This is a genomic window from Clostridium sp. 1001271B_151109_B4 (genome assembly GCF_015670405.1).
In the GTDB taxonomy this organism is placed as follows: Bacteria; Bacillota; Clostridia; order Clostridiales; family Clostridiaceae; genus Clostridium.
Map to the genome: position 1 here is coordinate 267748 of NZ_JADPBQ010000001.1, position 13458 is coordinate 281205.

The 13458-nt window shown below is 26.7% G+C and carries 14 protein-coding genes, 1 pseudogene and 1 riboswitch; of the genes and pseudogenes, 3 read left to right on the forward strand and 12 right to left on the reverse strand.

The window, feature by feature from the left end; translation table 11 throughout:
• Positions 1-145 precede the first annotated feature (145 nt).
• Positions 146-261: riboswitch (FMN riboswitch) on the reverse strand.
• Between the two features lie 158 nt (positions 262-419).
• The 3 genes from I4V63_RS01270 to I4V63_RS01280 form a co-directional block, all read right to left on the reverse strand.
• Positions 420-1040 (reverse strand): peptidoglycan-binding protein, encoded by a 621-nt coding sequence (locus tag I4V63_RS01270; RefSeq protein ID WP_195999488.1) that lies wholly within the window; start codon positions 1038-1040, stop codon positions 420-422.
• A gap of 352 nt (positions 1041-1392) precedes the next feature.
• Positions 1393-2817, reverse strand: coding sequence for a PTS transporter subunit EIIC (locus tag I4V63_RS01275; RefSeq protein WP_195999489.1), 1425 nt, complete (start codon positions 2815-2817; stop codon positions 1393-1395).
• Positions 2818-3099: 282 nt separating this feature from the next.
• Complete coding sequence (locus I4V63_RS01280; RefSeq protein WP_243280416.1) at positions 3100-3564, reverse strand: UPF0158 family protein; 465 nt, start codon at positions 3562-3564, stop codon at positions 3100-3102.
• Positions 3565-4052: 488 nt separating this feature from the next.
• Here I4V63_RS01280 and I4V63_RS01285 point away from each other — a divergent pair, with 488 nt between their 5' ends.
• Positions 4053-5390, forward strand: a complete 1338-nt coding sequence (locus tag I4V63_RS01285; protein ID WP_195999490.1) for an MATE family efflux transporter — start codon at positions 4053-4055, stop codon at positions 5388-5390.
• A 66-nt stretch (positions 5391-5456) separates the two neighbouring features.
• Here the strand turns inward: I4V63_RS01285 and I4V63_RS01290 are convergent, their stop codons facing one another.
• Both I4V63_RS01290 and I4V63_RS01295 read right to left on the reverse strand, forming a co-directional pair.
• Entirely contained in the window at positions 5457-5927 is a 471-nt protein-coding gene (locus I4V63_RS01290) for a hypothetical protein (RefSeq protein ID WP_195999491.1), read from the reverse strand.
• 192 nt (positions 5928-6119) lie between these two features.
• Complete coding sequence (locus tag I4V63_RS01295; RefSeq protein ID WP_195999492.1) at positions 6120-6359, reverse strand: hypothetical protein; 240 nt, start codon at positions 6357-6359, stop codon at positions 6120-6122.
• 321 nt (positions 6360-6680) lie between these two features.
• Between I4V63_RS01295 and I4V63_RS01300 the strand changes: the two genes are divergently transcribed.
• Positions 6681-6944, forward strand: a complete 264-nt coding sequence (locus I4V63_RS01300; RefSeq protein WP_195999493.1) for a DUF4190 domain-containing protein — start codon at positions 6681-6683, stop codon at positions 6942-6944.
• 56 nt (positions 6945-7000) lie between these two features.
• Here I4V63_RS01300 and I4V63_RS01305 read toward each other — a convergent pair whose 3' ends face one another.
• The 4 genes and pseudogenes from I4V63_RS01305 to I4V63_RS01320 form a co-directional block, all read right to left on the reverse strand.
• Positions 7001-7567, reverse strand: a complete 567-nt coding sequence (locus I4V63_RS01305) for a 50S ribosomal protein L25 (protein WP_195999494.1) — start codon at positions 7565-7567, stop codon at positions 7001-7003.
• A gap of 95 nt (positions 7568-7662) precedes the next feature.
• Positions 7663-8226, reverse strand: a complete 564-nt coding sequence (locus I4V63_RS01310) for a GNAT family N-acetyltransferase (RefSeq protein ID WP_195999495.1) — start codon at positions 8224-8226, stop codon at positions 7663-7665.
• Between the two features lie 124 nt (positions 8227-8350).
• Positions 8351-9220 (reverse strand): N-acetylmuramoyl-L-alanine amidase, encoded by an 870-nt coding sequence (locus tag I4V63_RS01315; RefSeq protein ID WP_195999496.1) that lies wholly within the window; start codon positions 9218-9220, stop codon positions 8351-8353.
• Between the two features lie 286 nt (positions 9221-9506).
• Positions 9507-9710, reverse strand: a pseudogene (locus I4V63_RS01320) (heavy metal transporter).
• Between the two features lie 357 nt (positions 9711-10067).
• Between I4V63_RS01320 and I4V63_RS01325 the strand changes: the two are divergent.
• The gene (locus I4V63_RS01325; RefSeq protein WP_195999497.1) at positions 10068-11504 is read left to right on the forward strand and encodes a carbon starvation protein A; all 1437 of its coding nucleotides are present in this window, start codon (positions 10068-10070) and stop codon (positions 11502-11504) included.
• A 92-nt stretch (positions 11505-11596) separates the two neighbouring features.
• On the opposite strand, the gene I4V63_RS01330 is transcribed toward I4V63_RS01325, so the two are convergent.
• The 3 genes from I4V63_RS01330 to I4V63_RS01340 are packed head-to-tail and all read right to left on the reverse strand — an operon-like array spanning position 11597 to position 13257.
• A complete protein-coding gene (locus I4V63_RS01330; RefSeq protein ID WP_195999498.1) occupies positions 11597-12274 on the reverse strand; it encodes a hypothetical protein in 678 nt (225 codons plus the stop codon).
• Positions 12275-12306: 32 nt separating this feature from the next.
• Entirely contained in the window at positions 12307-12717 is a 411-nt protein-coding gene (locus I4V63_RS01335) for a peptide deformylase (RefSeq protein WP_195999499.1), read from the reverse strand.
• Positions 12718-12747: 30 nt separating this feature from the next.
• Positions 12748-13257, reverse strand: coding sequence for a GNAT family N-acetyltransferase (locus tag I4V63_RS01340; protein WP_195999500.1), 510 nt, complete (start codon positions 13255-13257; stop codon positions 12748-12750).
• Positions 13258-13458 lie beyond the last annotated feature (201 nt).

A 13458-nucleotide genomic window follows, 5' to 3' on the forward strand; every position in this document is an offset into this window, starting at 1 on the left:
GATTATAATATAAAATTATTAAATTATATAATCAGTTTTAAAAATAATATATACATGTCATAGAAATATAAAAAAGCTCTGAAATATAAAATATTTCAGAGCATAGTATGCAAAATAAATATAGCATTTTAGATTACTACATTACTTTTATCTTCTTCCATCCAGACTTTACTGTCGGCCTCGGAATTTCACCGAATCATGCTAAACTAGCTCGCGGGCTTTACCGCCGGTAGGGAATTTCACCCTGCCCTGAAGATTTATTAAATTTTAATTACATATTATTACAATAATTATCACTTGTCAATATATTAGAATAAATTATTTTTATATTTTTTAATTCCTATCATCTGCTATACTATTACAGAAATAACATCTAAAATAGTTTATAGCATTAATTACAAATTAAAAATTAATTTATCTCACGCTTCTAAACTAAATTTTTCTAGTAATTTAGACCATGTGTTACTCCCAACTATTCCATCTGCCCTAAGTCCTTTTAATTTTTGAAAGCTTATAACTAAAGCTCTTGTATTTGAACCAAAAATTCCATCAACTCTAATCCCTAAAATATGTTGTATTACTTTTGTTTGATTAGGTGTATACTTTCCATACTTACATATAACATGCTTAATTAACTCATATGACTTATTAAAGCACTTACATCCAAACATATAATCTTTATTTAACCCATATTTACTTTGAAATTCCCCAATAGCCTTCGTAGTTATGCAACCACAAATACCATCGATTTTTAGTTTCCAATCAAAAGAGTTAAGAATTAATTGAATTAACATTATTTTGAAAGGAGTTCCTAGATAAGCATTAGCAACTTCAATTGCATTACTTGTATGCACTTCTATATTTAATGAAATACTATTTGAATTTTCTATATTAGATTTAAATAAGTTTTTTTTATATATTTTTTTGCTAATTTTATTCTTTAAATTGCACCAATTACTATTATTATTAGTTATAAAGTTCCCCTTTGTTCTTCTACTTAAGTTATTATAAAAATTTATTTTTCTTTGAATCATTAACATAATAATAATCCCCCTTAAATATATTATGAAAATTCATCATTTTGGGTTATACTTTTTAGTAAATTTTATTATTTGAATAATATATTAATATAAATATCCCTGAGATGAATTAATATTTCAATTCATCTCAGGGATATAAATTATTACTCTATGCTTATTACTTTACAAAAAAACTTCAACTATATTCGGATCAAACTGTTTACCTGAACAACGTCTTAATTCTTCTATTGCTCGTTGTTTAGTTCTTTTCTTGCTATAAACCTTGTCACTTATTATTGCATCAATTGTAAACTCTAAATCGTTTTTTCCTATAATTTCATAAAATATTCTTAATATTTACGATATTATTAAATTATATACTTTCAACATCGGAATCTTTGATAGTGAAATAAGTTATAATAAATCCTGCTATATATGAAATACATAAGCCTATAAAATAATTAAACATTGAATTTGGTTGCATAATTGCAATAGCTACTAAACCTGATGGCCCCCAGGCATTTGCTAAAACATGTGTTAACATAACATATGCCCCTCCAAATCCTGCTCCAAGTCCAGCTGTAATAAATGGTTTAAACATAGGAAGAGTAACCCCATAAATCAAAGGTTCCCCTACACCCAAAAATCCAGCTGGAAGTGCCCCTACTATTACTTGTTTCAACCTTTCATTCTTAACCCTTCTAGCAATTAAATATATTGCAATAGCAGCACCAACTTGTCCAGCGCCAGCCATTGCAAGTACTGGAAACAATGAAACACCACCCATAGCTTCTAATTGAACTGCATATATCGGAATTAATCCGTGATGTAAACCTAAAAGTACCATTGGTAAAAATAATGCAGCTAATATATATCCACTAATTACACTAACAACTGGATTAGAAGAATTAATAATAACACTTAACAATGCTACCAATCCATCTGATATGAATCCTGCTAGTGGCATTATAATAAATACAAATAATATTGCGGTAATAAGTAAAGATAGTAATGGAGTTAAGATTAATTCTAAAACATCTGGCATTCTTTTACGAATTGCTTTTTCTATCTTGGCTAATATATATACGCCCATTATAACGCCAATAATACCACCTTTGCCTGTAGTTAAAATAGAATTTAAAGGAACTGCCTCATCATATAGTCCAAATGTTTGAGAAATTGCTACGATATTTGATCCTATAGAAATAGCACCAATCATCCCTCCTAAAGCTTCAGTTGCACCAAACTGCTTTGCAGAATTAATACCTGTGTAAATTGCGAAGTATCCTAGAAAGCCTCCACCTATTAATGAAAACATTAACTGTGTTACTTGCCAAAAACCTTCAGCTGGTAATGTACCTTGACCTTGAAGTGTTGTTATTAAACTTGCTAACCCATTAAAAATACCTGCTGCTATAATTGCAGGGATTAAAGGTATAAATATATTAGCTATTACATTAATAGCCTTTTTAAATTTATTTTCCTTTTGTGCTCCTTTTACTGTGGCCTTATTTTCCTTCCAAGCACCTGATACTAAAGTATCCTTAGGTAACTTCAATTCCTCTATACATATATCTGCTACCTTTTTTGCTTTACCAGGACCTAAAACAATTTGTATATAACTACCATCTTGTACAATACCTAATATTCCTACTGTCTTTTTTAATTCTTCTGAATTTACTTTTGATTCATCCTTTAACGTTATCCTTAATCTTGTCATGCAGTTTGCAACTTTCAATACATTATCTTTTCCACCTATTAGCTCAACTATTTTTTGTGCCAACTCTAAATTTGTCATATAATTATTCATCCCCCTTATAATTGAATAATATAAAACATCATGCAAGTTTCATTAAGTGTAGATCTAGTAGAATTTTATTTTACATTTTTATCACCTCAATACTTTTAGTATATTATAATAATTATTTGTATATTTAATGCTCAAATAATAAATTATTCTTATAGACTTTTTAAACTAAATAATATAACCCACAAGATATATAATTATATATCTTGTGGGTTATATTATTTCTACAAAATCCAGTTGAATTTTATTATCATTATAATATTGAACTAAATTTTAATATTCTATATTATTTTCTTCACACCATTTAATTGCAATATTTCTCTCTGCTTCTTCTCTATACTCATACCAGTCATTAATTAAATCTTGGTTTTCAATTTCTTGTCTTAAGCCTCTAAATGAATCTTTATTACTTAAAATCTTTTCTTTTATCGATATATCTTCTATTGTATTACAAAAATCAACCATCATTCCATGTTCATTAATATCATTATATGATGGAAGTTGAATATAATCATTAGGATTCATCTTAAAATCATGTAATGAAAGTATAAGTTCCTTTTCCCACTCTTCAAATTCTTCAATTTTATGTATATCATCAGCTTTATATGTTGCCGTACTACTATCTTCTATGTACATTATAACTCCAGTATTCTTATTATAGTAATGTGTAAGTAATTCCCCTTCAAATTCTATACATTCTATTACATCATTTAAATCTGCTTTCATTTTATTATCCATTTATAATCACATCTTTCTAATTCATATTTACATAATATATATTTTTTATTATACCTTATATTATTATTTTTGTATGCCAATAACTCATTTAAAATTGCAAATCTTTTATATTAATTAAGTTATAAAATATAAATATATAGCTATATATTTAATTCCATAACTATATTTTTTAATTCTCTATAGCTGGTATTAATAAAAATTTTTATACTTACATAATTAATCTTCTATCCTATTATATAATATACAATCACATTTATGAATCTTCTATTGCTTCTTAGCTAAAGTTAAATAATTGACATAGATTTTTTTTTATGATAATATGAAAATAATATTGTTCGTCTTGAATTTTTGAAAAGACTATAGATTTTGTTGTTTCTGACTTTAAACAACGAAGTTTATAGTCTTTTTTTCTGTTGAAAATTAAGACAACTACAAAAGATAAATATGTAGGCTTAAGCTTACTAATTTAAAAGGAGATGTTAACAAATATGAATCAATCTTATATGAAAGAAAAACCAATTTTGCCATTGCTACTTTCTTTAGCATTGCCAAGTATGATATCTATGATGGTAAATTCTCTTTACAATATTATCGATAGTATATTTGTAGCAAAAATGGGAGAAAGCGCTATGACAGCAATATCATTAGTTTATCCTGTGCAAAATCTTATTATTTCAATTGCTGTTGGATTTGGTGTTGGTATTAATGCAATGATCGCTCTTTATTTAGGAGCCGAAAAAAAAGAAAAGGCTAATTCTATTGCAACTCAAGGAATGGCTTTGAGTATCGTTCATGGTATTATACTTAATATTATTGGAATTATTATTATGCCACAATTTTTAAAATTATTTACTTCAGATACTACAATAATAAATTTGGGAATACACTATTCAAACATTGTATTATCTTTTTCAGTAATAGTTATGCTTAGTGTAACATTTGAAAAAGTATTTCAATCCGTTGGGAAAATGGTAATTTCAATGATTAGTTTGGTAGCTGGTTGTATAGTTAATATAATATTAGACCCTATCATGATATTTGGACTTGGACCAATCCCAGCTATGGGAATTGAAGGTGCAGCTTGGGCTACATGTATTGGACAAACAGTAACATTACTAATTTATATAATTGCTTATTTACTTAAAACTATTAATATTAAAATGTCATTTAAATATTTAAAACCTGGAAATTATATTTGTTGGAAAGTTTATTCAATAGGAATTCCAGCTTCATTAAACATGGCTTTACCTTCATTATTGGTATCAGCATTAAATGGAATTCTTTCTTCTTTCTCACAGATGTATGTAGTTATATTAGGTATATATTATAAACTTCAAACATTTATATACCTACCAGCTAATGGAATAATTCAAGGCATGCGTCCAATTTTAAGTTATAATTATGGTGCTAAAGAACATAAGAGAGTTAAAAAGATATATAATATTTCTCTAATATTAATTCTTGGAATAATGACGTTAGGAATGCTTTTATGTTTAGTAATTCCTAATCAACTACTTGGTATGTTTACAGATAACAGTGAAACTATAAAAGCTGGTGTAATAGCTCTTCGTGTTATAAGTATAGGATTTATAGTTTCCTCTTTTTCAATAGCAGCATCAGGTGCGCTAGAAGCACTTGGTAAAGGCCTAAACTCGCTAATAATATCTTTATTGCGTTATGTATTAATAATTATTCCACTATCATTTTTATTAAGCCTTTCTTTTGGTGCTAATGGTGTGTGGAATGCCTTCTGGATTACTGAATTAATTACAGCATTTATAGCATTTATTATATTTAATAAATCTATAAACAATCAAATAATCTAAATAATATCTACAAAGTATCGCAAACTTTTATAAGTTAGCGATACTTTTTTTAATTAAAATGTATGCTTAACTTTGTTCATTAGTATAATTCTTTAATTTTTCTTGATAATCTCTTACAGCTTCTAATGCATTTAGACATTCCTCTCCATCTTTTAAATTAATATATAATAAAGTAGATAAATTACCATCTCTTTCACTTATTCTTGTTGCAACTCTATAGTGATCCTCTAATTTTTTAATTTCCATTTTGTAAATTAAATCTAAATGTGTTGTTTTTCCATTTAATTTTACGTTTATATTATTTTTCTCTACTTCTAGTTTAACATCTTTTTCAGTAATTCCTTCACTTACATTTCCAAATTTAGTGAAAGTATAGGATGCTTGATTATAATCAAATCGATTGCTCTCTTTTAAATTTTTTAATATATATTCGCCATCTTTAACCACTTCTATAAATTCTTCTTCTTCATAAAAATGGTATTTTCCTATATAGTCTAAAGTATAACTTTTAAAAATATTATCATTTGCTTCGTTCATTATTAAATCACATCCATTTTTTATTGTTTGTTTAAAAGAATTTGATTAGTTTATTATAGTATGTACTATATTTTTTCTTTTTATTTTATGTTCATTTACGAGTATATTATTTAAAAGTACAAACTTAGAATTAAATAATAAAGGATAGTTTTATCTTAAATTACAAAACTATCCTTTATTAATAAAACTCTATTATTTTTTATATGCTTTTGCTGCTTCAATAGCATCTTCCTTTGAAGTAAAGATAAATTTACCAATATTAGAATCACTTACAGAATATGCCCCATTCCAAAAATCACAATTGTTATCACTAGTTAAGAATATTAAATTTTCCTTTCCTTTATGTTCTACCTTTGATACTTTCAATTCAAGTAATGTTTTATGATCTGATTCAATAGTATAATAACTATCGCCTACGTTTATATTGTTCATTTTTATATCCTCTTTCTTTAATAAATTGATTAATTTTTATTTATTAATATTTAAAACATTTTTTCACTTCCTATATCAAATCTATTTAGATGTGATTTTCTTTTTATCATCATCTTTAATAATGATTCTATATATTGCAAATTAAACCAATCAACAAGATTATTATGTACATATATGTTAAATTATATTCCTTTTTTAGTATTTTTTTCTCATTTTCTTACAAATACATTGGTAATTATTTTTTATACAATTATATTTCTTTTATCATTATTGCTAATCATTAATCATATACTATATTAATCAATACTGGGGGTACTTAATTTGGATAATAATAAAGGTGATCAAATAATTACTACTAAAAATTCTTATAATGTTTTTGCAATCGTAGGATTTGTTTTAGGAATTATCTCTTTTTTCCTTAACTTTTTTGGTATTGTAGGAATTTTAGCTGTAGTTTTTTCTGCAATTGGTCTATCTCAAATATCTAAAAATCAACAAAAAGGAAAAGTCTTATCTATTTTAGGTATAATCTTTGGAGCAATTAATATCATTTATGCTATTTACGCTATTTCAATTATTTTTTAACATTTTCAATTTTAATTGTACATTAATAAAGGATGGCATATGCCATCCTTTATCTTTTATTCTTCAGCTTCATCTTCACTTACATTATTTTTTCTATAACTAATTTTAGCTACTGCTAAATCAACATTGCTTTCAATTACCATATCCTTTGAAATAGGTAAATCCCTAACAAATATTTGGTTTCCTTCTTCTAATTTAGATACATCAATAGATATATTATCTGGGAACTTACCTACTTCCCCTTGTAATTCAACCTCATTAACAAATGATTCTAATAATAATCCTTTTGCTTCTAGTGCCTCTTGTCCATAGAATATTACTGGTATTTTTAGCTTTACTAATTCACCTTTACTTATGCTTTGGAAATCTATATGAATTATCTTTCCAAAAGGATCTTTTTGCATTTCTTTTACTATGCATTTCTTACAATCTCCATTTAAATTTAGAGATACTACAGAACTCTTAGGATATCCTAATAATCTAATCAACTCTCTTTTAGTGATTTTTGCAGATAAAGACTTGTTAAGATCTCTTCCATAAATAATACATGGAATTTGTCCATTCATTCGTACCTTTTTACCATTTTCACATCTTTCACTTATGTTGAATACTAAATTATCCATACTAACCTTCCTTTTCACTTATGATATATAATTTTTTATTCTGTATATCATATACTATTCAGAAAAGGTATTTAATATTACTTTAAGTTTTACTCTTAAATATTACTTATTAAATTTTTAACTAAAACATATCTTCTTAATCCGCCATATTTTAATTTATCTCTCTTTATTTCATATTCCAAATTTATAAAGGTATTCACACTAAATTTATTATAGGGAGAAGCTGTAGCACATAATATTTCATCATTATTTTCTCTTGCAATTTTTTCTAATTCTTCACACATTAATTTTTGAAGCTTATTCCCTCTATATTCATCTTTTACTATCGTTGATTCTATTTGCCCAACTTTTAATACAGCTTCACCACATAAGTCTAAATCATATGCATAATTCTCTTTATCATATCCTTTATTAGCGTATACTCCCATTGCTATAAGCTCATTATCATTTGTTATATAGCCTATTATTTTTCCTTTACCATTTAGATATTCTTCAAATTCTTCTTTTTCTGTTTCTGCATAAATTTCTTTATTTTCTAAGCCATTTATTATAGCTTCTTGGAGTTGCATTATCTTATCTATATCTGATAATTTTAATTCTATTAGTTGTGTATCTACCATTACTCCGTCTTTTCTTTTTAGTTTTAGTAAATTATTCATTTTTCTTTCTCCTTATATTGGTAATCCTAATTGCTAAAGTGCATTATATCCCATAGAAATAAGAAAAGCAAGGATATGAACAACACCGTATTAAAGTTTGTCCAATAATCCTTTACTTAAATAACTATAAACCTAATAATTTTTTCCAAGTATTAGGTCCTACAATTCCATCAGCAGATAATCCATTAGCTTTTTGATAAGAAATAACTGCTGCTTTAGTATCAGATCCAAAAATTCCATCAGCACTTACTGCTAATTTTTCTTGAATTAATTTTGTAATATTACCTTTAGCACCTATTTTAACAATAGGACATCCATTTAAGGTATTAGTTCCAGCAATACCATCTACCTTTTGATTAGAAAATCCTTGATTATTACATTCTGTTTGTAATCTAGCCACCCAGCTATCATAGTTACTACTTGTTTGACTCACTGTTTGCGAAGAGCTAGTACTTGATGATGTACTTGTTGTAGTATTATTTACTAAAGCTTCTGCTATTGTCTTACCAATTGAATCATACCCAAGTTTTTTATATAAAGCAACATCTTCAGTTGCTTCAACAAAACAAACTTCTACTATCATTGATTTCATATTAGTATGCCTTAACTCATACAAACCGGTTCTTACTTTTTGTCCTCTATTATTAAATCCTAAAGATGCCATTTTATTAACGACTCTTTTTGCTATATCATATTCAGAATAAACACATACTTCAGTTCCTAACGCTCCATTATAAGATCTATAAGCATTATTAAAGTGTATTGATACAAATAAGTCAGCGCCCCAATTATTAGCTTTATTAACACCATAACTTAAGTCTGAAGATGAAGTTGAAGTTGAATCTGGTGGTGTAACATCAAGAACATTTACTCCTAATTGTCTTAAATATTTAATTACTGCATTTTTTACTAATCTATCTTCTGTCAATTCATCTATTAAAGCACTTGATCCTGGAATATTTGGACAATGTCCTCCTCTAACTGCAATTTTCATACTTAACACACTCCTTTAGTTTATATTATGAAAAGTTTACTATTATTGTTCTGAATTTTTTACATAATCCATCAATCTTATCCTAAATACTTTAAAATTTTTATTTTTTATTTAAATAAAATATTATTTATTTAAAATTTAATCTAAAGTACTACAAAATAGTATAGGTATTAAAATTACACTTTTCTCGACTTCTACATTAATATAATACAAATATATTCTTTAATTTTTGCAAAAAAATAAAGCCAATTTCATTTTAAAATTAGCTTTATTAAGTGATTATACCTTATTCTATTTCGCGACCAGTATTCTCTATACAACTTCTTATCTCTTGTTCTGTTGCTGGATTATTATATATAAGCTCAACGCTTCCTCTTGCCATATCTACACAAACATCATTGACTCCATCTATTTTTTAAAGTGAATTTTTTATTTGTATTTTCATATTTTTATTTGCTATTCCATTTGCTATATAATGTTCTCTTTTCATTAATATCTCTCCTTATGTTTAAAATTACATAAATAGTATTTATAAAAAGTTCCAATGATATTAATCTTACAAAAATTGTAATATCAGATTTAATCTTATTTTCTTTTCATTGATTATTGCATCTTTAATAAATGACTAACTTTAATAATTTATCCAGTAAATTCATAGTATTTTAATATTATACTCATACTTATACTTATATAACAATTTTATGAATATAAATTAGGTGCTAATAAGTTATCATATTTTAGTACTAATAAATACACTAAGTACATATAAATTTATTAAAAGATATCTTTTGTAAACGTTTTATTAATAGTTTTAATGCCTAAAATAATTATTCAAGGAGGACTTATTTTGTATAGTTTTTTTATTTGTCTAGCTATTTTAATTCTCGGCTATTTTCTTTATGGTAGACTTGTAGAAAAGGTATTTGGTCCAGAATTTGATAGAAAAACTCCTGCTTTAGTCCATCCAGATGGAGTTGACTATATGCCAATGAAAACCTGGAAATCTTTCTTAATCCAACTACTTAACATAGCAGGTCTTGGACCAATATTTGGTGCTTTATCTGGAGCTATATGGGGACCATCTGTATATCTTTGGATCGTTTTTGGTACTATCTTAGCAGGAGGTGTTCATGATTTTCTAAGTGGTATGTTATCAGTTAGAAACGATGGTGCCAGTATTTCTGAAATTGTTGGTATTTACTTAGGAAAAGTAATGAAAAATGTTATGAGAATTTTTTCAGTAATTTTACTTGTTATGGTTGGTGTTGTATTTATGGTAGGCCCTGCTGGTCTTTTAGCAAAGCTTACTCCAAATTTTATGAATATTACATTTTGGACAATAGTTGTATTAATTTATTATTTTTTAGCTACTCTATTACCAATTGATAAAATCATAGGTAAACTTTATCCTATATTTGGAGTATGTTTAATAGTTATGGCTCTTGGTATTGCAGGTGCAACAATTGCTCATAGTGGAACTAATCCTATGATGGAAATTACCTTTGAAAATCTTCATCCAAACGGTGCTCCAATTTGGCCATTAATGTTTATTACTGTTGCATGTGGTGCTATTTCTGGTTTCCATGCAACTCAATCACCAATAATTTCACGTTGTATCAATAACGAAAAAAACGGTAGAAAGATCTTTTATGGTGCAATGGTTGCTGAAGGTATAATTGCTCTCATTTGGGCTTCAGCTGGTGTTGCTTTTTATAAAGGTACTGGCGGATTGCTTGCAGCTGGTGGTGGAAATTCATCTACTGTTTATGAAATGTCTATTGGTTTACTAGGTAAATTTGGTGGCATACTTGCAATGATTGGTGTTATTGTTTGTCCAATTACTTCAGGTGATACAGCATTTAGAAGCGCAAGACTTACTATAGCTGATTGGTTTAAAATTGACCAAACTAAAATTCCTAAGAGACTTATGTTAGCAGTACCTCTTCTTGGAATTGGATATTTAATTTCCCTTATCGACTACTCTGTAGTTTGGAGATATTTCTCATGGTCTAACCAAACATTAGCTATGATCGTACTTTGGGCAGGCTCTGTATATCTTGCTAAATATGCTAAAGTTGCTAAACCTGCTTCATCATTAATGGCTGCATTGCCGGCAACCTTCATGTCCGCTGTAAGCTGTACTTATATTTTATATGCAGAAGAAGGATTTAAACTTTCAACAACAATAGCATATCCTATAGGAATAATCTTTGCAGCTGTTTGTCTTTGCTTATTCTTATTTAGGACATTTATTCCTGCATTTAAAGCAACGTCTAACAACTAAAAATTTACTATCAATATAAAATAAGATTCACAAAGAACTTTTACTTTGTGAATCTTTTTCATTCCCTATTATAATTCATGTGCAGTTTAATTTTACTTTTGTAATATCTTTGCATCAATCATCATATCTAAAGTTATTCCCTCATCACTTACTAAAATAGAATTTAAATCTATTCCATTAAAATTTTCTTTAGAAATTATTACTTTATTATTTTCATACTCTACTATAATATCACTATTTACAAACCAATCTTTAATGAAAGTTTTTAATGCTAAATTTACAATAAAATCAGCTAACTTTAAATCAAGAATTTTTACTGATCCAATATCAATAACTAAATCTTTATTTTTATTTATGTTAGGCGATATGTCAATCTTAATAGGTGTATTAATTTTATCCGTAACTGCATAATTAACATATAAACTAATACTACTACCTTCCGCAACTACTTCTAAGTTACTCATTTTATTATTATTTGTCTTTTCTAAAAAGTAATTTATACCATTTACTATAGCTGTATCTGGCACAAATATTTTACCTTTAACTCCAACTACAGGATTATTTATTATTTCTAGTTCTTCAGCTTTAACTCCTACAATTGCATTTAGAAAATCTATTATACCTGATTCTACTTTTTCATTGGCATCCTCTTGTTTTATATCTTCTTTTATTTCAGGTTGCTTTTCAAGCTTACTAACTATAAATATTATACTTCCTAAAACAAATAGTCCAAGTAGTATAGCTATTATTATATTTCTTTTTTTATTCATGAGGTACCCCTTTTGTGTGCAAAGTAATTTTACTATATTATAATTCCATTACAATGATCTATTTCATGTTGAATAATTTGAGCTATAAATCCAGAGAATTTTTGCTTTTGTTTATTAAAACCTGCATCTAAATATTCTACTTCAATTTCTTCATATCTTATAGTTTTTCTAAAACCTGTTAAAGATAAACAACATTCTTCTGCTTCATATCTTTTTTCTTTCTTTAATATAACTGGATTTACCATTGGTATTATTAACTCTCCAGCAGCAACCACTATAATACGCTTTTTAACTCCTATCATATTTGCAGCCATTCCAACACACTCTTCAAGATTTGCTCTTAATGTATCTACTAAATCTTCAATTATACTTGCATCATTCTTATTTGCCTCTTCTGATTTTTGAGCTAAAAATAATACATCTTTTACAATTGGTCTTATCATTTTTACTTCAACCTTTCTAATTTACATATTTTATTTTTCTATAATTTTCTCAAAAGCTACTCTTTTTGCACCATCTTCTAAAAAAATAATTCCACAATATTTAAAATCGTTTTTCTTTAGTAAATTTTGCATTGCTATATTTTTCTCATGTGTATCAACTCTAATACTATGTATATTATTATTTAAACAAAGTTCTTCTGAATATTTAATAATTTCATGAGAAAGCCCTACTCCCTTATAATTATTATCTACTGCTATCCTATGAATTACTCCATATTTATTATTTGTAAGCCACTTGCCATCAATAATATTTTCATATGATTTTTCCTCTTTAAATGAAATAACTGTAGTTGCTACTATATTATTATCTTTTAACATTACATAGCTTTGCCCATTATCTATATCATTCTTTATTACCTCATCGTTAGGATAATTATTTTGCCATTGATTAATTCCTTGTAATTTAAAATATTCCTGAGCTTGTTTAATAATTTCCATTATTCTACCAACATCTGATTTCATTGACTTTCTAAATTCCATTTTGTTCTCCTTAAGCACTAGATTTTTCTTGCAAGTATTTTTATAGTTTCATACACTCTTTTTATAAGATTGATTTTCCTTTTATCTTTCTTCTTAAGTTAAATATTTAAAGGTAATATTAAAATCCTTAATTACCTTTTGCATAATAAATTAGTATATTTTCAAACACCTATTTATCGAAGTTACTAAAATTTTAACTTT

Bases quoted from the DNA above. Each gene is read 5' to 3' on its own strand.
- I4V63_RS01335 (WP_195999499.1), bottom strand. From the start codon at position 12,717: ATGATAAGACCAATTGTAAAAGATGTATTATTTTTAGCTCAAAAATCA.
- I4V63_RS01275 (WP_195999489.1), bottom strand. From the start codon at position 2,817: ATGACAAATTTAGAGTTGGCACAAAAAATAGTTGAGCTAATAGGTGGA.
- I4V63_RS01290 (WP_195999491.1), bottom strand. From the start codon at position 5,927: ATGAACGAAGCAAATGATAATATTTTTAAAAGTTATACTTTAGACTAT.
- I4V63_RS01315 (WP_195999496.1), bottom strand. From the start codon at position 9,220: ATGAAAATTGCAGTTAGAGGAGGACATTGTCCAAATATTCCAGGATCA.
- I4V63_RS01270 (WP_195999488.1), bottom strand. From the start codon at position 1,040: ATGTTAATGATTCAAAGAAAAATAAATTTTTATAATAACTTAAGTAGA.
- I4V63_RS01340 (WP_195999500.1), bottom strand. From the start codon at position 13,257: ATGGAATTTAGAAAGTCAATGAAATCAGATGTTGGTAGAATAATGGAA.
- I4V63_RS01310 (WP_195999495.1), bottom strand. From the start codon at position 8,226: ATGAATAATTTACTAAAACTAAAAAGAAAAGACGGAGTAATGGTAGAT.
- I4V63_RS01295 (WP_195999492.1), bottom strand. From the start codon at position 6,359: ATGAACAATATAAACGTAGGCGATAGTTATTATACTATTGAATCAGAT.
- I4V63_RS01280 (WP_243280416.1), bottom strand. From the start codon at position 3,564: ATGGATAATAAAATGAAAGCAGATTTAAATGATGTAATAGAATGTATA.
- I4V63_RS01305 (WP_195999494.1), bottom strand. From the start codon at position 7,567: ATGGATAATTTAGTATTCAACATAAGTGAAAGATGTGAAAATGGTAAA.
- I4V63_RS01285 (WP_195999490.1), top strand. From the start codon at position 4,053: ATGAATCAATCTTATATGAAAGAAAAACCAATTTTGCCATTGCTACTT.
- I4V63_RS01330 (WP_195999498.1), bottom strand. From the start codon at position 12,274: ATGAATAAAAAAAGAAATATAATAATAGCTATACTACTTGGACTATTT.